At 34.9% G+C, this 19,709-nt stretch carries 24 protein-coding genes and 3 pseudogenes; 18 read left to right on the forward strand and 9 right to left on the reverse strand.

Annotated elements, in window-relative coordinates; genetic code table 11:
- Window positions 1-270: 270 nt before the first annotated feature.
- The 11 genes and pseudogenes from GQ589_RS09895 to GQ589_RS09945 all read left to right on the forward strand — a co-directional run bounded on the left by GQ589_RS09895 (window position 271) and on the right by GQ589_RS09945 (window position 6,267).
- Window positions 271-906 carry an RHS repeat-associated core domain-containing protein gene (locus GQ589_RS09895; protein ID WP_160425912.1) on the forward strand — a complete coding sequence of 212 codons (636 nt, stop codon included), beginning with the start codon at window positions 271-273 and terminating at the stop codon, window positions 904-906.
- 5 nt (window positions 907-911) lie between these two features.
- Window positions 912-1,295, forward strand: coding sequence for a DUF2750 domain-containing protein (locus tag GQ589_RS09900; RefSeq protein WP_160425914.1), 384 nt, complete (start codon window positions 912-914; stop codon window positions 1,293-1,295).
- 85 nt (window positions 1,296-1,380) lie between these two features.
- Window positions 1,381-1,920: pseudogene (locus tag GQ589_RS09905) on the forward strand (RHS repeat domain-containing protein); the annotation flags it as partial.
- A gap of 264 nt (window positions 1,921-2,184) precedes the next feature.
- Window positions 2,185-2,517, forward strand: coding sequence for a hypothetical protein (locus GQ589_RS09910; RefSeq protein WP_160425916.1), 333 nt, complete (start codon window positions 2,185-2,187; stop codon window positions 2,515-2,517).
- Window positions 2,518-2,532: 15 nt separating this feature from the next.
- Window positions 2,533-2,802 (forward strand): annotated as a pseudogene (locus GQ589_RS12585) (RHS repeat domain-containing protein); the annotation flags it as partial.
- A gap of 299 nt (window positions 2,803-3,101) precedes the next feature.
- Window positions 3,102-3,410: a hypothetical protein gene (locus GQ589_RS09920; protein WP_202115078.1), complete on the forward strand. Its 309-nt coding sequence runs from the start codon at window positions 3,102-3,104 to the stop codon at window positions 3,408-3,410.
- Window positions 3,407-3,748, forward strand: a complete 342-nt coding sequence (locus GQ589_RS09925; protein WP_160425918.1) for a hypothetical protein — start codon at window positions 3,407-3,409, stop codon at window positions 3,746-3,748. The genes GQ589_RS09920 and GQ589_RS09925 overlap by 4 nt, the downstream gene beginning before the upstream one ends.
- A complete protein-coding gene (locus GQ589_RS09930) occupies window positions 3,742-4,104 on the forward strand; it encodes a hypothetical protein (protein ID WP_160425919.1) in 363 nt (120 codons plus the stop codon). The genes GQ589_RS09925 and GQ589_RS09930 overlap by 7 nt, the downstream gene beginning before the upstream one ends.
- Window positions 4,105-4,296: 192 nt before the next feature.
- Window positions 4,297-4,974, forward strand: a complete 678-nt coding sequence (locus GQ589_RS12310) for an RHS repeat-associated core domain-containing protein (protein WP_237399218.1) — start codon at window positions 4,297-4,299, stop codon at window positions 4,972-4,974.
- A gap of 16 nt (window positions 4,975-4,990) precedes the next feature.
- Window positions 4,991-5,317, forward strand: coding sequence for a hypothetical protein (locus tag GQ589_RS09940; protein ID WP_160425922.1), 327 nt, complete (start codon window positions 4,991-4,993; stop codon window positions 5,315-5,317).
- An 83-nt stretch (window positions 5,318-5,400) separates the two neighbouring features.
- Window positions 5,401-6,267: a hypothetical protein gene (locus GQ589_RS09945; RefSeq protein WP_160425924.1), complete on the forward strand. Its 867-nt coding sequence runs from the start codon at window positions 5,401-5,403 to the stop codon at window positions 6,265-6,267.
- Window positions 6,268-6,378: 111 nt separating this feature from the next.
- Here the strand turns inward: GQ589_RS09945 and GQ589_RS12590 are convergent, their stop codons facing one another.
- The 3 genes from GQ589_RS12590 to GQ589_RS09960 form a co-directional block, all read right to left on the reverse strand.
- A complete protein-coding gene (locus GQ589_RS12590) occupies window positions 6,379-6,465 on the reverse strand; it encodes an integrase core domain-containing protein (protein ID WP_160425952.1) in 87 nt (28 codons plus the stop codon).
- A gap of 102 nt (window positions 6,466-6,567) precedes the next feature.
- A complete protein-coding gene (locus GQ589_RS09955) occupies window positions 6,568-7,173 on the reverse strand; it encodes a DDE-type integrase/transposase/recombinase (protein WP_160425926.1) in 606 nt (201 codons plus the stop codon).
- A 29-nt stretch (window positions 7,174-7,202) separates the two neighbouring features.
- The gene (locus GQ589_RS09960; RefSeq protein WP_160425929.1) at window positions 7,203-7,370 is read right to left on the reverse strand and encodes a transposase; all 168 of its coding nucleotides are present in this window, start codon (window positions 7,368-7,370) and stop codon (window positions 7,203-7,205) included.
- A 346-nt stretch (window positions 7,371-7,716) separates the two neighbouring features.
- On the opposite strand from GQ589_RS09960, the gene GQ589_RS09965 reads away from it, so the two are divergent.
- Both GQ589_RS09965 and GQ589_RS09970 read left to right on the forward strand, forming a co-directional pair.
- Window positions 7,717-8,262, forward strand: coding sequence for a hypothetical protein (locus GQ589_RS09965; protein ID WP_160425931.1), 546 nt, complete (start codon window positions 7,717-7,719; stop codon window positions 8,260-8,262).
- Window positions 8,263-8,493: 231 nt separating this feature from the next.
- Entirely contained in the window at window positions 8,494-8,796 is a 303-nt protein-coding gene (locus tag GQ589_RS09970) for a hypothetical protein (protein ID WP_160425933.1), read from the forward strand.
- A gap of 56 nt (window positions 8,797-8,852) precedes the next feature.
- Here GQ589_RS09970 and GQ589_RS09975 read toward each other — a convergent pair.
- The 3 genes and pseudogenes from GQ589_RS09975 to GQ589_RS09985 form a co-directional block, all read right to left on the reverse strand.
- Window positions 8,853-9,068: pseudogene (locus GQ589_RS09975) on the reverse strand (IS3 family transposase); the annotation flags it as partial.
- Between the two features lie 140 nt (window positions 9,069-9,208).
- Entirely contained in the window at window positions 9,209-9,445 is a 237-nt protein-coding gene (locus GQ589_RS09980; protein WP_160412726.1) for an IS3 family transposase, read from the reverse strand.
- A 209-nt stretch (window positions 9,446-9,654) separates the two neighbouring features.
- On the reverse strand, window positions 9,655-9,873 hold the full coding sequence (locus GQ589_RS09985) for a transposase (protein ID WP_160425937.1): 219 nt from the start codon (window positions 9,871-9,873) through the stop codon (window positions 9,655-9,657).
- 910 nt (window positions 9,874-10,783) lie between these two features.
- On the opposite strand from GQ589_RS09985, the gene GQ589_RS09990 reads away from it, so the two are divergent.
- The 3 genes from GQ589_RS09990 to glnE all read left to right on the forward strand — a co-directional run bounded on the left by GQ589_RS09990 (window position 10,784) and on the right by glnE (window position 15,685).
- Window positions 10,784-11,743, forward strand: coding sequence for an inorganic triphosphatase (locus tag GQ589_RS09990; protein WP_160425939.1), 960 nt, complete (start codon window positions 10,784-10,786; stop codon window positions 11,741-11,743).
- A 16-nt stretch (window positions 11,744-11,759) separates the two neighbouring features.
- Window positions 11,760-12,776 carry a hypothetical protein gene (locus GQ589_RS09995; RefSeq protein ID WP_160425941.1) on the forward strand — a complete coding sequence of 339 codons (1,017 nt, stop codon included), beginning with the start codon at window positions 11,760-11,762 and terminating at the stop codon, window positions 12,774-12,776.
- Between the two features lie 65 nt (window positions 12,777-12,841).
- The gene (gene glnE, locus GQ589_RS10000; protein WP_160425943.1) at window positions 12,842-15,685 is read left to right on the forward strand and encodes a bifunctional [glutamate--ammonia ligase]-adenylyl-L-tyrosine phosphorylase/[glutamate--ammonia-ligase] adenylyltransferase; all 2,844 of its coding nucleotides are present in this window, start codon (window positions 12,842-12,844) and stop codon (window positions 15,683-15,685) included.
- A gap of 130 nt (window positions 15,686-15,815) precedes the next feature.
- Here the strand turns inward: glnE and ttcA are convergent, their stop codons facing one another.
- Both ttcA and yeiP read right to left on the reverse strand, forming a co-directional pair.
- Window positions 15,816-16,712 (reverse strand): tRNA 2-thiocytidine(32) synthetase TtcA, encoded by an 897-nt coding sequence (ttcA, locus tag GQ589_RS10005; RefSeq protein WP_160399996.1) that lies wholly within the window; start codon window positions 16,710-16,712, stop codon window positions 15,816-15,818.
- A 14-nt stretch (window positions 16,713-16,726) separates the two neighbouring features.
- A complete protein-coding gene (gene yeiP, locus GQ589_RS10010; protein ID WP_160399995.1) occupies window positions 16,727-17,299 on the reverse strand; it encodes an elongation factor P-like protein YeiP in 573 nt (190 codons plus the stop codon).
- Window positions 17,300-17,415: 116 nt separating this feature from the next.
- Between yeiP and GQ589_RS10015 the strand changes: the two genes are divergently transcribed.
- Together GQ589_RS10015 and GQ589_RS10020 are read left to right on the forward strand one after the other, a co-directional pair.
- Window positions 17,416-17,682, forward strand: coding sequence for a YkgJ family cysteine cluster protein (locus GQ589_RS10015; protein WP_202112569.1), 267 nt, complete (start codon window positions 17,416-17,418; stop codon window positions 17,680-17,682).
- 209 nt (window positions 17,683-17,891) lie between these two features.
- Window positions 17,892-19,334 carry an amino acid permease gene (locus GQ589_RS10020; protein ID WP_160399994.1) on the forward strand — a complete coding sequence of 481 codons (1,443 nt, stop codon included), beginning with the start codon at window positions 17,892-17,894 and terminating at the stop codon, window positions 19,332-19,334.
- A gap of 117 nt (window positions 19,335-19,451) precedes the next feature.
- Here GQ589_RS10020 and infA read toward each other — a convergent pair whose 3' ends face one another.
- Window positions 19,452-19,670, reverse strand: coding sequence for a translation initiation factor IF-1 (gene infA, locus GQ589_RS10025; RefSeq protein ID WP_025315083.1), 219 nt, complete (start codon window positions 19,668-19,670; stop codon window positions 19,452-19,454).
- Window positions 19,671-19,709: the final 39 nt, after the last annotated feature.

The raw sequence follows: 19,709 nt of genomic DNA on the forward strand, positions 1-19,709 counted from the left end.
TGATTTTGGCTGTTTGATTCATTTCTGACTCTCCTTTTTGTGTTATAAAATAACTTGAATGTCAGATTAAGTAAAGACTATTGCAATTCAACACAACCGAACGATGCCGCTATATTTACGACGCCCTCGGCCGACGTATCGAAAAACACCAACTCGACCGCGACGGCAACCCCTGCAATCGCACCTGCTTCCTGTGGGACGGACTCAGACTATTGCAGGAAACCCACTACGACAAACAGCAAAGCGCCTATCTCTACACCGACCAAAACAGTGCGTATAGACCGAAGATGCAACGAAGCGGAACATATCCGCTACTACCACACCAACCTGAACGGCTGTCCGGAAAAACTGACCAATGAAAATGGCGAAATACTGTGGGAATACGGCTACCAGCTATGGGGTAAACACATTCATGAAATCGAACACCAACCCATAGAACAGAACCTCCGATATCAGGGACAGTATTTAGACAGAGAAACTGGCTTGCATTACAATACGTTCAAGTACTATGATCCGGATATAGGACGCTTTACCCAGTCAGATCCGATTGGGTTGTTGGGTGGCTTTAATCTGTATCAGTATGCGCCTAATGGGTTGACTTGGGTCGATTCGTGGGGATTAGCATGTACAGGTCGCTCAGGAAAGCAAAACAGACTTAGAGAACTAGCAGATGATCCAAAACAGCCTAAACATATTAGAGGCTTGTTAAAGAATGAAATCCGACATAAGGAGACAGGTAATAGAAAAACTATACGTCTGCTAGGAAATTCAAGAAATTCAAAATCTCCAGGAAAAGTTTTAGCACATAAACGTGGAAAAAGGGCAAAAGATGGTTATTCATATGAACACTCCGTAATGCAAGATCATGATCTTCATCTTTTAGAACACAGATACGAAGGATATTAGTTATTATGAATAAAGAGAAAATATTAAATGTAACATCATTGGATTCAAAAGAAAGGCTAGACTATTTTATTAGAAAAGTGGCTGATTTTGAAGTATTATGGGGTAATTATGGAGATAATGGTTGGTTGCAATTATATGCAGAAAATGGTAAGAAAATAATGCCATTTTGGCCAGAAAAAGAATTTGTAATTAATTATAATGTTACTCATAAGTTTAAATGTTCGCCTAAAGAAATTAATCTGGATTACTTTTTAGACAAATGGATTAAGGGATTAGCAAAAGAAAAAATTAGCCTATTAATATTTCCTGTCGAAGAAAAAAAAAGTTGTATTATTAATCCATTAGAATTAAAGACTCTGTTAGAAGAAGAATTAAAGCAGTATGAATAAATAAAAGTTGAAGAATACTTTTATTTATATAAAACAGTTAATATACTATAGTAATAAAGTAAAAAACTTTGGGAGTATCTAATACTACCTCTATGATGCTCTCGGCCGACGTATCGAAAAACACCAACTCGACCGCGACGGCAACCCTTGCAACCGTACTACCTTCCTGTGAGACGGACTCAGACTGTTGCAGGAAACTCACTACGACAAACAGCAAAGTGTCTATCTCTACACTGACCAGAACAGCTACGAACCACTGGCGCGTATAGACCGAAGATGCAACGAAGCGGAACATATCCGCTACTACCACACCGACCTGAACGGCTGTCCGGAAGAACTGACCGATGAAAATGGTGACATACTGTGGGAATGCAGCTACCAGCTATGGGGTAAACACATTCATGAAATCGAACACCAACCCATAGAACAAAACCTCAGGTATCAGGGACAATATTTAGACAGAGAAACTGGCTTGCATTACAACACCTTTAGGTACTATGATCCGGATATAGGACGCTTTACTCAGCAGGATTCGATTGGGTTGCTGGGTGGTTTGAATCTGTATCAGTATCAGTATCCGCCTAATGGGTTTGTTTGGATTGATCCTTTAGGCTTACGTAAGTGTTCTGCTAAACGTAAACTTCAAAAAGTAAAATCAAAGTCAACAGGAAGAACTAAAGCTAGAAATAATAATGAATCTTTTGCTTTAAACCATGTACAAAAACACCCTGAGAATGGAGTGGTAATAATTAGGAAACCTTTACTTTAAAGGAGGGGGCTGGTCGAAAATGGAACAAAAAATTAATGGTGTGAGTATTCATTACATGGCCAAAATAGATAAAAAAGGTAAAATGACACATGTAACTGATTATAAAATAAAAGACTAATTATGAAATTTATTTATAAAAATGATGAAACAAAAGATCTTCATTGGAAGCTATGTGAAAAAAATCATTTTCCCTTTATAGAGTTAAATAATATTAATGATGAGTACATAAATATTTTTTACGATATAACAAATTATCATATTTCTCTAGAAGAGATTTCTGATGATATAAAAGACTTATATTCAACATATATTAAATTTTGTATGCTTTCAGACCCCATAATTCAAGAGACTTATGATCAATATTATTTTTTTAATTTAATAGTAAAAAGGGAACACGCAGAATTTTTAGCTGAAAAATTATATGATTATCTTTTTTTTAAATTAAATAATTAAAGCTAGATACGCTACTACTACCACATCGACCTGAACGGCTGTCCGGAAGAATTGACCGATGAAAACGGTGACATACTGTGGGAATGCAGCTACCAGCTATGGGGTAAACACATTCATGAAATCGAACACCAACCCATAGAACAGAACCTCAGATATCAGGGACAGTATTTAGACAGAGAAACTGGCTTGCATTACAACACCTTTAGGTACTATGATCCGGATATAGGACGCTTTACCCAGCCAGATCCGATTGGACTACTGGGTGGTTTGAATCTTACAGAATACGATGAATTAATAAAAACTGAAAAATGGACATCACCTCCAAGCACCTTGGAAGGAAAATGGTTTGCTGAGTCCTATAAAGATGCTATTACATGGGGTGAAAAAATGGGACATGGTGGTAATTTCCATGTCGTTCAGGTTAGCGTTCCTGATAATATAGCAGATGCAGCCTATAAAAATCCTCGATTAGATGGTATAGGAAAAGCTAGATTTATTGATAATGTAGTCCTTAATAAGGCTAAAATAAAGCCTAAATGGAGTAAATATATACGTCAACCAAAATGTTAACGAGGAGAAACAAAATGGAAAATTTCAGAGTTAATGTCAAAATTTATTGGACTCCTATACAACAAGGTGGAAAAAAAACTCTTCCCCTAAATATTAAATACTATGTTATTACTAAACCAATGGAAGGTAAAAATGGCGATATTTCATCTTGGTCATTAGTATTAATTGTTAAAAGTTACGAGCTAATAGAATCCACTCACAGAATAGGTTTAGGAGAAGCCTATTTTTTAATGGAAGATGCACCAAGCTTTTTACTTAAGAAAGGATTTATTATGAATATTTATGAAGGACCTAAACTGGTTGGTACAGTTGAAGTTCTATGACTATTGATGATATCAGTCCTAATTTTTCTGATACAAGGAGCGTGAATGAACTAATACATAGGCTTAAAAATGATCCTTCATACGCAAATAGTCTAGAGCCAATTAGAAAGGTAAGAATGCATGATTTGCCCGCTGATATACAAGAAAAGTTATTATCACAAGGTGCACATAAACATTCTGTATTTACTTTAGATAATCGACGATTATACGCAGCTAAAGCAGCTGGTATAAAAAGTATGCCTTCGGTTTGGGCTACTAAATCTGATTTGAATTCAATTAAACTAAACAATAGATTTTCAACAAAAACTGGTGGGAAAGGGATAAAAGTAAGATGCTAACAGTAAATAATCAAGCTATTGAGACAATATATGGAGAAATATATGGAAGAGACGCTTTAATATTAAAAGACGTCATATTAGATATGTTTCCTCTGAAGTTAAAGATAATAGCTTCTTTGGGTTTGTCGCATTGCCAACCAAGTAGGGGACTAGAAGGAGAAGCTTTAATTTGTTTTAAATTTGAAAATATAAAGAGCTTAAATATTACAATGATTGATGAATCAACTTATCAGCCGATGATGATATCATGTTTCGATAAAATATTCGATAAAGAGAAAGATGGGCATTATATTTTAAGTACTTATGATCATGTTTTTGATGTAATTGGTCAATGTGAATTATGCTATTACAAATAATTATGAAAGTCGGGAGTGATATTTAAAATCTTCCCGATTTTATTTGCTGTTTATTCTGTAGCTAGTAATAGCGGAGATTAATCTTGGCTTGAATCAAAAACACAGTAAATAAGAACAGACTAATTACCGCCGCGACCACACCGACTGTATTAAAAGCTGATCAACCACAACCTGATTCGCTGTAACCAGCTGCTGCATTTCAGAAGCCACTACTACAGCTATGACGAACACGGCAGAACCCGAACCAAACGGACTACCGGCGCCACCCAGCACTACAGCTACGTCGCTGATCACCAACCCATAGAACAGAACCTCAGATATCAGGGACAATACTTAGACAGAGAAACTGGCTTGCATTACAACACCTTTAGGTATTATGATCCGGATATAGGACGCTTTACTCAGCCTGACCCAATAGGCTTAGCCGGCGGTATTAATCTGTATCAGTATGCGCCTGATGGGTTGACTTGGATTGATCCGTGGGAGTGGTATGCTGGAGAAGGGACTCGTGGTTTAGGGAAATATCATGTCTTCCACCAGCACACATTAGATCCCTCAGAATACACTCTTTCTGATACTGAGCATTTTAGGCGCGCGAATCAATCTATTTATGAACGAATGCAGCGTGATCCTACCTTTAAGAGAGAAATGCAAACTAAATATCCAGGAGTTGTGAAGCATGTGCAACCAAACTCAAAAGGTAAATTTAAGAGTGCATCTCCACCAGGTATGACATGGCATCATGAAAATAAAGAAGGAACATTAAGCTTAGTTGATCGAAAAGATCACAATAAATATCATAAAATATATCACCCTGATGGTTCTGGTGGTCGCAAAAAATGGGGTGGTGGTACAATTTGTCGTAAATAATAATTGGAGATTATGAATGAAAATTATTGAAGGTATCAATGGGCTATTAACCATTTATAAAGATCGTCCTGAATTATGGTATTTTTTATTTACCAATATTAAGATAGGTAATACAAAAAAGGACATAAGAGAAGGTACTTTTTACCTTCCTGAAACTGATGATGATGATGATGAAATGAGTGAGTTGTGTGATAACTACCCTGACAAATACCGAGATTGGCTAGAGTATCAAACTTTTTTAGATATTATTGACAATAAATTAGATCATCATCCTAATGCTACAAAAGAAGATTTATTAGATGCTATTATTTATTACCTTGAAAATGATGATTTTTTAGATTAATAAAACTGTAATAATAAGATTTACTATTGTCAATCGCATTAATACAGCCTAATTAAAGCAGTTTTTATTGCTAAAGGGAGATTATGAAGAAATTTTTAGAATTACTAAATAAAAAAGGTATAAAGTATCTCATTCAAGACAATAAAATCACTGTTGATGGTAATTTAAATTTAAGAAACAGAGGAATTAAAGCATTACCTGAGAACTTATCTATTAATGGTGATTTGATTTTAACTCATACAAAAATTGAAGCACTACCTAAAAATTTTTCTGTTAGTCGTGATTTAGATTTAAGAAATACAGAAATCAAAACTATACCTGAAAAAGTACTTATTGGAGGTTGTTTATATTTAACAAATACGGAAATCAAAGCATTACCTAAAAATTTTTCTATTAGTGGTAGTCTAAATTTAGCGAATACAGAAATTACAGCATTACCGGAAAGCCTATCTGTTAAAGGTGATCTAAATTTAACAATGACAAAAATCAAAGTATTACCTGAAAATTTATTTATTGGAAGTAGTTTATATTTAGGATTTACTGAAATAGAAGCATTACCTGAAAATTTTTCCATTAAGGGTGATTTGGATTTAAAATACTCAAAAATCAAAATATTACCTGAAAATTTATCGATTGGGGGTAATTTAAATATAGAATCAACAAGAATTCGAGAATTACCTGATAATTTATCTGTTGGCACCGGTTTATATTTAGATATAGATAAAATACAAAATATAGCTTATCGCAAAAACTGCGAAGATAACCCACAAATAATTTTTGCTTGTTGGGTTAATGACGGATTCGCTATTCAAATGAATGATTTTTTCGGCACATTTCAAGAATTTGAAAAAATGGTTGATGAGAAGTATTCAGGAGAAATTTCTATAAAATACAAAAAAATGGCAGACACATGTATAAAAGAGTTAACTGAAAAATTAAAAATACTATAGTCTTTATTTATACTAGCTTAAACTTAATCTGACAGACACTATCTACTCATCGGCATTCGTTCTAACACAATTGTAAATACCCCATAATTAGTACAAGATTCAAGTAGAAAATCATGCTACTTGTTTTAGGGTTTTATACTCAATCGGCGTCATATTATTTAATGCCTCATGCGGTCTTTCAGTGTTATAAATGGTCAGCTATTCTTCGGTTACCTTCCTTGTCTGTTCCAGATGATTAAATAGATATAAATCCAATACCTCTGCACGGTACGAACGGTTAAATTGTTCAATATACCTGTTTTAATATGGACTGCCTGGTTGAATATAATCTATGGTTATACCATATGTTTTTGCCCAATTAGTAAAGGTGTTTCCGGTGAATTCCGGTCCATTATCTACTCGTATTTTGCGTGGATAACCATGATATTCAGTCAGTTTATCCAGATAACGGGTAATCCTGCCAGCAGGTAAACTGACCGCAATATCAATGCCTAGCGCCTCGTGATTAAAGTCATCTATCACATTGAAAATTCTAAACCAGCGTTGATTGCGACTGCTGTCACTCATAAAATCCATTGACCAGCATTCACCTTGTTTATTGGGTGCTGATAGCCTTTCCGGGCTTCGTGGAGGAATGCGTTGTTTACGCTTTACCCTCAGATTAAGCTTTAATTCACAATATACCCGATAAACACGTTTATGGTTCCATTTATAGCCAAGCTTTCTGATACGATTAAAGCATTTAGGAAAGCCCCAGCGTAAATGCCGGTCTGTGATTGCATTCAACATCGAAACAATCACCGAATCATCCAGTAACTTAGGTTGATAGTAGTAAGCACAACGGCTTAAAACAACAATGGCACAACTCATAGCAATAGTAACAGAATGACTTTCTTGTAGCTCCAAAGCCTAGGCTTTAACTGCGTGAGTGGATACTAAAACTTTTTTATAATTTCATCCTGAAGCTGGGATTTTAAGCTTAGTTCGGCAAACATCTGTTTAAGCTTATGGTTTTCAGCCTCAAGCTCCTTTAAGCGTTTGATATCTGAAATTTCCATTCCGCCGTATTTTTCCCGCCATTTATAGAAAGTTGAATTACCCATGCCCTATTTACGACAAAGTTCTTTAACAGGGACACCAGCTTCAGCTTCTTTTAAAATAGCTATGATTTGATGTTCAGACATTTTTTTCATGATTAAATCCTCTGTGGGTTAGGTAAGAGAATTTTCTACTTTTATGCTGTACTATTTTAGGGGATAGTTACAGTGCGGCTGCTCAGTAACAAACCAGTCAGATAACAATTCAATTAAACCATACTAATAGTTTCATTACTTTACAAAAATATCAATTATGGCATACACTCAAGAATAGGTATTAATTCTAAAGTTAGATATATTTTGCTTTTTCAAATTTAAATATTTAAATTAAAATGATACTAAACTTCTATTTATGAATACTATTAAAAGAACGGAAAAAATGGATATCTTCATAGAAGAAGACAGAAATACCATTCTTGTTCAGGAAAAATGGCAATATAACTGGTTTACCCGAGCTACTCCTTGGACCATATGGGAAAAAAGAAAATTCCATCAATCTGCTGATATTCTTATTAGCAAAATTTGGGGAAATTATTTTAAGTTAAAAATTAAGGGACTATCTAACTTTGCTGTAAAACATAAGAATAGTATTTTTACCGTAATTTTTGACATCAAATGGGTATTAACAAATCCTCACTGGACAGTAAATGTAATCAAAATAGCTCCTGGGGGTTTTGAAACAAGTTATGTAATCTGGGGTCAAAGAATAATTAGCTTAGATACTGAAGATATTAAATCAAACTATAGGGGTTATTTTGGTTTGAAAGATTATTATCAATTTCCTATTGCTCATGAATTTGGGCACACTGTGGGGAATATTCCAATCATTGGACATTCAGATGAATACCACAATGATAATCACATTAATGGGGCTTCAAGCTGGATTACTCCAGCATAATGAATGTAGGAAATGAATTACGGAAACGTCATTTAGATTATATTCTAAACCAGCTAAATGCCATGCTACCTAATACAACTTTTTATATAATATAAAATTATGAAATATATATTCAATATATTATTTATTCTGCTACTATCTTCGTGCAATAAAATTAAAGTAATAGAAGAGAATAATCAGGAGAATCACATAGTAGTTAATAAAGAGTTAAATAGAACTAATAGAGATACTATGGAAAAATTTATCAATTTTAATCTGATAGAACAAACACATGTAGATAGCCTGGTAAAAAGATATCCCCCCTTATGGGATGAAATTTTTATTCTGGGTAAAAAAGACGGTTTTATTACCGAATTTAGAGCAAGACTATCCAATCAATTTACACAAAAAGAAATAAGGAGCAGAGATATAAAAATTAGGGAAATAACATGGGCTAGTAGTAATAAAGAAAACCTCACTGTTTGGTTTGAAGAAAAAGACCACAAATGGATTCCTGTAGCACATTTCATCTGGGATAAAAATGCTGTGTTTTAATTGTAAATAACTCAAACTTAGTACAAAATTCAAATAGAAAATTGGAATGGCAACACCTATTCAAACAACAAATTAAGGGGTAGCCGTTTGTTAAATTCTACCGGAGGCAAATAGCCTAACGATGAATGTAATCGTTTATGATTGTACCAATAAGCATAAGCCGCAAAGGTTTGTTCTAATTCTTCAGTCGTCATGAATTTTTCCCCTTTAACAAATTCAGTTTTAATGCTTTTAAATGTTGCCTCTGCCACTGCATTGTCATACGGACATCCCTTTTTACTTAGTGAACGCTATATATTAAATGTATTAAAACACTTATCTAGCAATTGATTATCAAACTCCTTTCCTCTATCTGAATGAAACAGATGTAATGATGACAGCGGTTGCTTAATCTGGCTTAATGCAGACATCACTAAATCTGCTGTTTGCTACCTACATCAAATTGGCGTTGTAAATGATTAGCTGTGACTGCGCTATTGCTTGCTGTTTGATACTCTCGATAATGTTTAATCGTATACTTTGATACCAATGATAGCGATTTCATTACTCGGGCAATGTAACGACGAGAAACTCTGATACCTGCTTGTTGTAAAGCAATATGAATGCGTCTGGTTCCATAGGATTGATAGCTGCGTTTAAAAATAGTCAATATTTTATCGGTGTAATGGGCAACCAATTTCCGTTTAGTGGTTTTGCACCGATAATAGGCATAATGTCTGGATATCCCTAAGCAGCGACATAATGCCGCTACAGCATAACGATGCTGGTTGGCTTTCAGGATTTTGATTTTCGTGCCATTATCAGTGCAACCTGCTTTAGGATATAGTTTTCCATCCGCAGTTGCTTAAGCTCTTTTCGTCAAGCAATCAGTTCATTTTCTTCTGGCGTGCGATCATCTTTGGTCTTAAAAGAACCGCTTTGACTAGATTGGCTTACCCAGCGGTCTAAAGCGGAAGGTGTCAAGTCGTATTGCTTGACCAATTCACTACGCGATTTTCCTTGCTGATAGAGTTTAACCATTTGTGCTGTGAAATCAGCACTGAAAGAGCGTCGTACGCGTTTTTGTTGATTCATCATTTTTTCCTTTTTAGAGTTAAGTTTACCTTACCCCCTAAAAAAGTTGTATGAGTTAGTGTAGCCTATCCACCTATTATGTGGGGCATATTAAAAGCATAGGAAAAATATACCAACAAACATTCATTGATACCTATTCCAGACTCGCTTTTGCTAAAGTCCTTGTTTTCTTTGACAGCGAACAAGTCCTAGCAAACATGGAGTGATGCAAAAGGATTGGTTAAGGAAAAGCAATCGGAGAATTTATTTTGCTTATTGGACACGCATTTTATTAAAATAAAGACCGATGAGTAATAGGTGTGTGTCAGATTAGGTTTGAGCTAATGCAATTTAGGGGATTTTTTGCTAAATCCCCTAAAAACCCCTCGTAAGGCTACAGAATGTGGCCTACGGCTACGCCTGATACTCGCCTCTACGAGGCCATCTTCGCTGTGCTCAGATGTCCAAATTTGTTCCAGACAGAGAATAGCCTCACCAAACATCCCTGTTTGGCGTGCTAACCTGGCACATTCCGACGCCGAAACAAGACAATAACATAACCTTGAGTGGCTTTTATGAGTCACTTTTTTATAAAAAAACTGCAAAAACCCTCCAAAAAGTGGTCAGGAAAGGTATTGATTTTATTGAAGTTTTTATTTGGTTATTTTCAAACAAAATCAATCACTTGCATAATTAGCATTAAACGCCAACAACTAACAAACCCACAAAACCACAAAACCAATAAAAGTACACTCAGGATTACAGAATGTAACCGCAAAAAAGCGGTCAGGAAAGGTATTGATTTTATTAAAGTTTTTATTTAACTATTTTCAACCAAAATCAACTATTATCCTATGACTTAGTACATGTTTAAGTATATTTCTTCAAATATTCAAGATATGATATAGCAAAATAACCAATATAAAACAGAACAATGAGTAACGAAATCGAATTAAAATTTGAAATCAATACCAACGATATTGCCAGTTTAAAATATTATTTAGATCAATGGGCTGATTGTGACGAGGCCGAATTTTCGGCATCGTCAGCATTATCATCAACAAAACGCTGTGTTACCAAACAAAATTTGACCAATACTTATTACGATACTAGTGATTATTACCTGCGTAATCATGGTTGTGGGCTACGTGTAAGAGGGGGGGATGATGGTTTAGTAAAACGTTTTGAAATCACATTAAAACGTGACAAAAAATCGATTGCGGGGTTGCATGAGCGTGCTGAATTTAATGTCGATTTGCCAGATTCTGTTCCTGATTTAACCGTATTACCTTGCCATGCTTTGCCAAATGACTGTGATATTGCTGAGCTACAACGGAATTTACTGCCTTTGTTTACCACTGATTTTGAGCGGCAAGCGTGGTTAATTTCGTTTGCAAGTAGTGAAATTGAAGTTGCGTTAGATCAAGGGCAAATTAGTTCAAATAATCAATCTATCTCCATTAAGGAAGTTGAACTTGAAATCAAGCAAGGCAATACACACGATTTACTTAATTTTGCTATTGAGCTAAGTCGATTTAATTTACATCTATTTTCACAAAGCAAAGCTTCTAGGGGGTATCGATTATTGAATAATTTAGCACCTAAAAAGTGCGCTTATGCGCTTTCAATTCAATGTGATTTGCCTAAATTGCTTGAGTTTTGGCAACAAAACGAAGAATATGCGTTAGAAGTGAATGATTTAGAATACTACAAGCAAACTTTAAATCAGGTAAATGATCAGTTAACCAATAAACCGCTTTTTAACGAGCCGGAGTTTGCTCAATGGCAAGCGGCATTGTTGGTTATTAATTCTGTAAAAGAATTTGCTTTTAGTGAGATAAATACGAAGCTAAAACTAATGCTAATTATTGCAATAAATAAAACGAACGTATAAATATAAGGATATAGAGATGAAAACGTCATTTTTTAAATTACCTTTATTACTCGTTTTATTTTATTGGGTATTTAATATTGTTTTTGTTGTTACTTATTGTGTTGGATTTGATGATTATTTTTTTATATCGTCAGATATGACAATCTATCAGATTATTATAAAATTTATTGAACAAATATTGCCCAATTTCTTTTTACAGTCGCCTAGTTCATTTGTACTATTTACGACTTCCACATTGATATTGAATAAATATGCTATTAATCAAATCAATCAAAAAAATATCATCAATAGCTTATTTATTGCCGCATTAATTACATTAGGCGATATTGTTGGCCGATTGTATTGTTACCCCTATATTTATGAGTGGATGCAGGCTGGACGACAATATTTAAATCTCAATATATATTTCTTTTTTCCTAACTATATAACTAATCTTTTAAAGATAACAATAGGTTATTTTTTTATAGTATTGTTAACTTGCTTTAGCATCAAATTGTTTAATAAAAGTTATATGCATAACGACAATGCATTAACTCAAAACGAGAGCCAACAACTACATTTAGGTTTATTTATAGCACTTTATAACTGCTATTTTCTTACTGCATTATTTGCGCTAATTTTTTTATATGAAGATATGTATTACAGTTATTACAGTTTTAGAAAAATCATTATTGATATAGTTGGTTTAACTGTATTTTTATCAGTTGTGAATTTGCTTGGTTATTTTTTGTTAAGACGATGTTTTACTGGCGTAACGGAAACTATCGCTTTTAAAAAGCTTGTTTTTAGTTCAATAGGCATTTTTCTATTAAATCTTCTATTAAATTGTTTATTATTGATCGTATTAGTCATTTTTAGTATTTCATTAATAAATTATTTGAAATATTGGCACAAAATAAGTGACTTAGAAATAATAATGATTTGTTTTATGATCGTAGTTATTTTACTTATTTCAAGCTGTGTATTGGTGAGAATAGCGGTTAAACTACTATTTGGTAAAATGGATAAAAATTATCAAAATATGTCAGTCTAAATATAATTATTTATTAGCTAGCACTGCTTTTTATTATTGTGAATGAATTCTAAGAGAGCTTGCCCATGTCAGAATTTAACTCGTCGTTTTCTTCTTTGTTTGAACAACAAAAGCAAAAAGTCGCCCTTCAACTTGAACAATGCAATCTGGCTCAAGTGCAAGCTCACCTTGATATTTTGGTGCAGAGTGATTTTTTGGTCGATGCGTTTTGTCGATTCTCTAATTGGTTTGCCGATATAGTACAAAACCCACCGCAAGCCGATGAACGGCAATTTTATCAATCTTGGTTAGATGCACAATTAGCAGATGTGACGGATGAAGCTATTTTTATGAAAACGCTTAGGCTGTTTCGGCATTTTATGTTAGTGCGCCTTGAGTGGTCACAATTGGCTAAAATAAGTCATGATGAGCAGATTTTATTGCAATTGACCGAATTGGCCGAGGTGATTATTGTTACAGCTCGCGATTGGCTTTATGAGCTTAGTTGCAAAGAGTGGGGAACACCTTGTAATGCTCAAGGTCAGGCGCAGCCACTGCTGATTTTAGGTATGGGTAAATTGGGCGGTGGGGAGCTGAACTTTTCGTCCGATATTGATTTGATTTTTACTTATCCAGAACATGGGCAAACAAAAGGTGGTCGGCGAGAATTAGATAATGCTGTCTTTTTTACTCGATTAGGTCAACGCTTAATTAAAGCGCTCGATCAAATTTCCGAAGATGGTTTTGTGTATCGTGTAGATATGCGTTTACGTCCGCTTGGTGATGGGGGGCCTTTAGTTCTGAGCTTTTCTTCTATGGAAGATTATTATCAAGAGCAAGGTCGAGATTGGGAACGTTATGCTATGGTTAAAGCCAAAGTTCTTGGTGATCAGCATGCTCCTTATGTAGGCGAACTGTATCAAATGTTGAAGCCTTTTGTTTATCGTCGCTATATCGATTTTAGTGTTTTACAATCATTGCGTAATATGAAAAGCATGATTGAACGTGAAGTGCGTCGTCGTGGTTTAAAAAATAACATCAAACTTGGCGCTGGTGGGATTCGTGAAATAGAGTTTGTTGTGCAAGTTTTTCAGCTTATTCGTGGCGGGCGAGTAGTAGGGTTGCAAACTCGTTCGCTATTAAATGCACTTAATGTGATTGAACAAGAATCGCTACTTGCATCGAATGAAGTATCGTTATTACGAGAAAATTACCTGTTTTTACGTCGTTGTGAAAATCTTCTACAAGCTATTGCCGACGAACAGACCCAAACCTTGCCAGATAATGCACTGGACCAAGCTCGTTTAGCAACAAGCATGGGTTTTAATCATTGGCATGATTTTGAACAAGAATTATCAGTGCGAATGCAATGTAATCGCCAAATTTTTAATGAACTTATTGGCGAAAATGAATCAGAATCTGCTTCAACAACCAAGTCTTATAATGATCAATTTGACGATCTTTGGGTGCCAGATCTTCAAATAAGTGATGTCAGTGCCGTGTTACCCAATTATTCAGAAACACAAGCCTCACAGATCCATCAAATGCTAATACAATTTCGTGATGATATTGGTAAACGTACAATTGGTGTACGGGGGCGTGAAATACTCGATCAATTAATGCCACGTTTATTAGAATCTATCTGTAGTGAAAAGCAAGTAGCAATCGTGTTATCAAGAATTTTGCCGTTACTTGTTAATATTGTTAGTCGTACTACTTATTTAGAACTGTTACTTGAATATCCAACCGCTTTGAAGCAATTAATTCGTTTATGTAGTGCTTCGCCAATGATTAGTGATCAACTGGCTCATTACCCTATATTGTTAGATGAGCTTATTGATATCAATTCGCTTTATCAGACTGTTGATCCAAATGAATATAAAAGCCAGCTTTATCAATATTTATTGCGTATTGAAGTGGATGATGAAGAACAACAACTTGAAGCTTTACGCCAATTTAAGCAGATGCAATTACTGCATATAGCAGCTGCCGATGTTGAGCATGTGTTAACTACTATGAAAGTTAGCGATCATCTAACTTATGTAGCCGAAGCTTTATTAGATTTTGTAGTGCAAATGGCATGGAATCAAATGATTGCTCGTTATGGCAAGCCTGAGCATTTGGCTGATAATCATAAAGGCTTGGTGGTAATTGGCTATGGTAAATTAGGCGGTTGGGAACTGGGTTATGGTTCGGATCTCGATCTGGTTTTTTTACATGATTGTCCTGTTAATAGTGTCACCGATGGTGATAAGCAGATCGATAGTCGTCAATTTTATTTGCGCCTTGTACAACGTATTATTCATTTATTTAATGTACGTACTAGCTTTGGTATTTTATATGAAGTTGATGTAAGACTCCGCCCTCAAGGTGATGCAGGGCTTCTTGCTTGTAGTTTAGATGCGTTCGAAGATTACCAAATAAATGAAGCGTGGACATGGGAACATCAAGCTTTAGTACGAGCCAGAGCTGTATATGGTGAAGCCGAATTAATCGATCGTTTTAATCAAATTCGTCATAATGTACTTTGTAAAAAGCGTGATGAAGTTGTATTAAAAAAAGAAGTGCGTGAAATGCGCGAAAAGATGCGAGCACATCTAGGTAGCACACAAGATAATTCATTTAACTTAAAAATTGATGAGGGTGGAATTGGTGATATTGAATTTTTATCACAGTATTTGGTGCTTAATTATGCTTACCTGCATCCCCAAATGACAAAATGGAGTGATAATGTTCGTATTTTAGAGCTCGCAACAAAATATCAAATTATCGATAGTCACGAAGCACAGCAACTAACACAAGCTTATATTGATATGCGCAATAAAATCCATCAACTTGCATTGCAATTATTACCAAGCACGGTGAATGGTACACCGTTTAAGCAAGAAACACAAATAGTTAATCAAAGTTGGCAAAAGTGGTTAACGTAATTCATTGACTTTTATTTTAATAGTTTATTTTACTATCTCATTGATTTAAAAAATTTAGAGAATATAAAAAACAATGCCACATTAGTGGCATTGATGAGAAAATAGTTTGAGTATATGTAATACTTAGCAACTATTTTGCTTCTTTCCATAAAATCAAATCTTGATCTTCAAGATCTGAGCTATCAAAGCCTACAATCGGTTTGATATCTTCACGGTCAAAAGCGATATCACCACCATTCACGGCAAGATCACCTTTTTTAATGCCTTTAAAATCAAACAAATTAGTATCACAAAGATGGGATAGGGTAATGTTTTGTGTGGCTCGGAACATGGTTTCAATTCGTCCCGGGAATTTTTTATCCCATTCATTAAGCATCTCTTTAATCACTTGCCTTTGTAAGTTTGGTTGCGAGCCACAAAGGTTACAAGGAATTATTGGAAATTGCTTAATTTCGGCATATTTAGCAATGTCCTTTTCTTTGCAATAAGCCAGTGGGCGGATAATGATATGTTCGCCTGAATCATTCATTAATTTAGGTGGCATTGCTTTGAGCTTGCCACCATAAAACATGTTTAAAAAGAGCGTTTCTAAAATATCGTCACGATGATGTCCAAGGGCAATTTTAGTTGCACCAAGTTCGGTGGCTGTGCGATATAAAATGCCTCGGCGTAGTCGTGAGCAAAGTGAGCAAGTTGTTTTTCCTTCAGGAATTTTATCTTTGACAATGCCATAGGTATTTTCTTGCACGATTTTATATTCAATGCCTAACGAATTTAGGTATTCAGGCAATACATGTTCAGGAAATCCCGGTTGTTTTTGATCTAAATTAACCGCTATTAGGTCAAAATGTACTGGTGCGCTGATTTTTAAGTTAATAAGAATATCAAGCAAAGTATAACTATCTTTACCACCTGATAAGCAAACCATAATACGATCACCTTCTTCGATCATATTAAAGTCAGCGATTGCCTCGCCAGTTAAGCGACGCAATCGTTTGTGTAGTTTATTTTGATTATATGTATTCATCACAATTTTATTGGTTATTCAGCTCGGCTCATGTAACGGCGTTCAGCAATATGAACTTTGACTTTTTCGTAGTTATCAATATATTCAGGAACCTGAATAACAAGCCCTGTTGATAAGGTAGCCGGCTTGGTTCGTGCACTTGCTGAAGCACCTTTAATACTTGGCGAGGTTTCAATAATTTCTAGATCAACGGTTTGCGGTAATTCTAATGCAATAACTTCATCATCAGCCATTAATACCTGCATTCCATCCATTCCACCTTCTGGAATAAATAAGAGTTCTTCTTCAATTTGTTCTTTTTTGAAAGTAAATGGTGTGTAGTCCTCGTTATCCATAAACACGTATTCGTCGCCATCAATATACGAAAAGCTAACAGGACGGCGTGATAGTTCAATCGTATCAAGAATGTCATCGCCCTTAAAGCGCTCTTCCACTTTGCCACCATTTTTGACATCGGTAAAACGCATTTTATAAAGCGTGCTAGCTCCTCGTGCGCTTGGGCTTTGTACATCGATGTCTTTAACCAATAATAATTTGCCATTATAAGTGACAGCATCGCCACGTTTTATTTCATTTGCTTTAGCCATAATATTTATTCTTCACAATTAATAGAAAGGTTAAAAAATTAGCTCGCTATTTTACCGCTAACTTGCTATTGTCACCATCAAAATTTATTGGTTATCCTTAAAATGAAGGAAATATCGTGACAGATTTAGCAATATGTCGAAAAAACTGTGGAGCTTGTTGTATTGCCCCTTCAATTTCATCGCCTATCCCTGGCATGCCTAAAGGAAAGCCAGCTGGTGTGGCTTGTATTCATTTAGACGATAATTATCAATGCAAATTATTTTTGCATCCATCAAGGCCAACCGTATGCGGTCATTTAAAACCTTGTGTTGAGATGTGTGGCAATAATCAAGCACAAGCATTGAATTATTTAACTCAATTAGAACAGTTAACTAAAGGCTAGGTATTGCTTAAATTTAACAAACCAATTCAATTATTAGAATTATTTATCTCGCACTATATTTTTTTTGATAAACTTCTCGCACTTCATTAGAAAATGATAAATATCAATAATTTTAAGTTCGATTTTTGGTCATTAATTGCTTTATAAGCATATCAAATAATTGACTAATTTATTATCAAGCTTAATCCTTTTAGACAGAAGAAGTAACTATGAAAAATAAATTAAAACGAGATTTAAAAGCACGTCATTTAGCAATGATTGCTATTGGTGGCTCAATTGGTACGGGGCTATTTGTTGCATCGGGTGCAACAGTTGCACAAGCTGGTCCTGGAGGTGCATTACTTTCATACGCTGTTATTGGTGTAATGGTGTATTTTTTAATGACTAGTTTGGGTGAACTAGCTGCTTATTTACCTGTTTCAGGCACGTTTGCTACTTATGGTGCACGTTATGTTGATGAAGCCTTTGGTTTTGCTATCGGCTGGAATTATTGGTACAACTGGGCAATTACTGTTGCTGTAGACTTAGTTGCTGCTCAGTTAGTCATCTCTTATTGGTTTGATGCAGGGGCTTATAGTTGGTTATGGAGTTTTTTGTTTTTAAGCATTATCTTTTGCCTAAACTACATTTCAGTTAAAGGTTTTGGTGAAGCTGAATTTTGGTTTTCATTAATTAAAGTTGTCACAGTTATTATTTTTATTGTGGTTGGTTTATTAATGATTATTGGTATTTTTCATGGTGCTGAAGGGGCAGGCTGGAAAAATTGGACTATTGAGGAAGCCCCTTTTGCTGGTGGATTTTCAGCAATGATTGGCGTGGCGATGGTGGTTGGTTTTTCATTCCAAGGCACAGAACTTATTGGGATTGCCGCTGGTGAATCAAAAGATCCAGAAAAAAATATACCTAAAGCTATGCGCCAAGTATTTTGGCGAATATTATTATTTTATATTTTTGCGATTTTAGTCATTAGCTTGATCATTCCTTATACTGATCCTAATTTATTACGTAATGATGAAACCGATATTAGTGTCAGTCCATTTACTTTGGTGTTTCAAAATGCGGGATTATTGTCAGCGGCGGCATTTATGAATGCTGTTATTTTAACATCGGTATTATCAGCAGGTAACTCAGGACTTTATGCTTCAACGCGTATGCTTTATGCACTCGCCAAAGAAGGTAAAGCGCCTAAAATCTTTGCTAAATTGTCATCTTCGGGCGTGCCACGCGTAGCGTTATTGGCAACAACATTTGTGGCTATGCTTTGTTTTTTAACTTCTATGTACAAAGATCAGCAAGTCTATTTATGGTTACTAAATATGTCAGGCATGACAGGATTTATTGCTTGGCTTGGTATTGCCATCAGTCATTATCGCTTTAGAAAAGGTTACATAATGCAAGGTAATAATATTAATCAGTTACCATATCGTTCAAGTTTTTTCCCATTTGGTCCTATTTTTGCCTTTGTATTATGCCTAATTATCACTCTTGGGCAAAATTACGAAGCTTTTTTACAAGATACCATTGATTGGAATGGCGTAATAGCTACTTATATTGGTATACCACTATTTTTGATGATTTATTTTGGTTACAAAATAGTGAAGAAGACAAAATGGGTTAAATACGAACAGATGGACTTTTCTAAAGAAGAATAATTCATTCGTGTCGTTTAATCTCTTTCTCTTTCCGTCGACTAGGGTCGACGGATTTTTTATTAAAAAAGAGAAAATAAACCGTTATATAACTTAAACTCGTTTATTTTGATAACGATATTAGCGACTACGGAAGATGATACGTGCTTTAGATAGATCGTAAGGTGTCATTTCAACAGTAACTTTATCGCCTGTTAAAATACGAATGTAGTTTTTTCGCATCTTACCAGAAATATGTGCCGTAACGACATGACCATTTTCAAGTTCAACACGAAACATCGTGTTTGGAAGTGTATCAAGTATGGTACCTTGCATTTCAATGTTATCTTCTTTTGCCATTGGGGCCTCTTAATAATAAATACAAATTAAATATATTTA

Source organism: Gilliamella sp. Pas-s27 (genome assembly GCF_009795865.1).
Lineage (GTDB): Bacteria > Pseudomonadota > Gammaproteobacteria > Enterobacterales > Orbaceae > Gilliamella.

Excerpts from the sequence above, each read along its gene's own strand:
- GQ589_RS09910 (WP_160425916.1), top strand. The coding sequence starts at position 2,185 with ATGAAATTTATTTATAAAAATGATGAAACAAAAGATCTTCATTGGAAG.
- GQ589_RS09945 (WP_160425924.1), top strand. The coding sequence starts at position 5,401 with ATGAAGAAATTTTTAGAATTACTAAATAAAAAAGGTATAAAGTATCTC.
- GQ589_RS10020 (WP_160399994.1), top strand. The coding sequence starts at position 17,892 with ATGAAAAATAAATTAAAACGAGATTTAAAAGCACGTCATTTAGCAATG.
- glnE (WP_160425943.1), top strand. The coding sequence starts at position 12,842 with ATGTCAGAATTTAACTCGTCGTTTTCTTCTTTGTTTGAACAACAAAAG.
- yeiP (WP_160399995.1), bottom strand. The coding sequence starts at position 17,299 with ATGGCTAAAGCAAATGAAATAAAACGTGGCGATGCTGTCACTTATAAT.
- GQ589_RS09940 (WP_160425922.1), top strand. The coding sequence starts at position 4,991 with ATGAAAATTATTGAAGGTATCAATGGGCTATTAACCATTTATAAAGAT.
- GQ589_RS09965 (WP_160425931.1), top strand. The coding sequence starts at position 7,717 with ATGAATACTATTAAAAGAACGGAAAAAATGGATATCTTCATAGAAGAA.
- GQ589_RS09900 (WP_160425914.1), top strand. The coding sequence starts at position 912 with ATGAATAAAGAGAAAATATTAAATGTAACATCATTGGATTCAAAAGAA.
- GQ589_RS09970 (WP_160425933.1), top strand. The coding sequence starts at position 8,494 with ATGGAAAAATTTATCAATTTTAATCTGATAGAACAAACACATGTAGAT.
- GQ589_RS09930 (WP_160425919.1), top strand. The coding sequence starts at position 3,742 with ATGCTAACAGTAAATAATCAAGCTATTGAGACAATATATGGAGAAATA.
- infA (WP_025315083.1), bottom strand. The coding sequence starts at position 19,670 with ATGGCAAAAGAAGATAACATTGAAATGCAAGGTACCATACTTGATACA.
- GQ589_RS09990 (WP_160425939.1), top strand. The coding sequence starts at position 10,784 with ATGAGTAACGAAATCGAATTAAAATTTGAAATCAATACCAACGATATT.
- GQ589_RS09995 (WP_160425941.1), top strand. The coding sequence starts at position 11,760 with ATGAAAACGTCATTTTTTAAATTACCTTTATTACTCGTTTTATTTTAT.
- GQ589_RS09925 (WP_160425918.1), top strand. The coding sequence starts at position 3,407 with ATGACTATTGATGATATCAGTCCTAATTTTTCTGATACAAGGAGCGTG.
- GQ589_RS09985 (WP_160425937.1), bottom strand. The coding sequence starts at position 9,873 with ATGATGAATCAACAAAAACGCGTACGACGCTCTTTCAGTGCTGATTTC.
- ttcA (WP_160399996.1), bottom strand. The coding sequence starts at position 16,712 with ATGAATACATATAATCAAAATAAACTACACAAACGATTGCGTCGCTTA.
- GQ589_RS09960 (WP_160425929.1), bottom strand. The coding sequence starts at position 7,370 with ATGGGTAATTCAACTTTCTATAAATGGCGGGAAAAATACGGCGGAATG.
- GQ589_RS09920 (WP_202115078.1), top strand. The coding sequence starts at position 3,102 with ATGGAAAATTTCAGAGTTAATGTCAAAATTTATTGGACTCCTATACAA.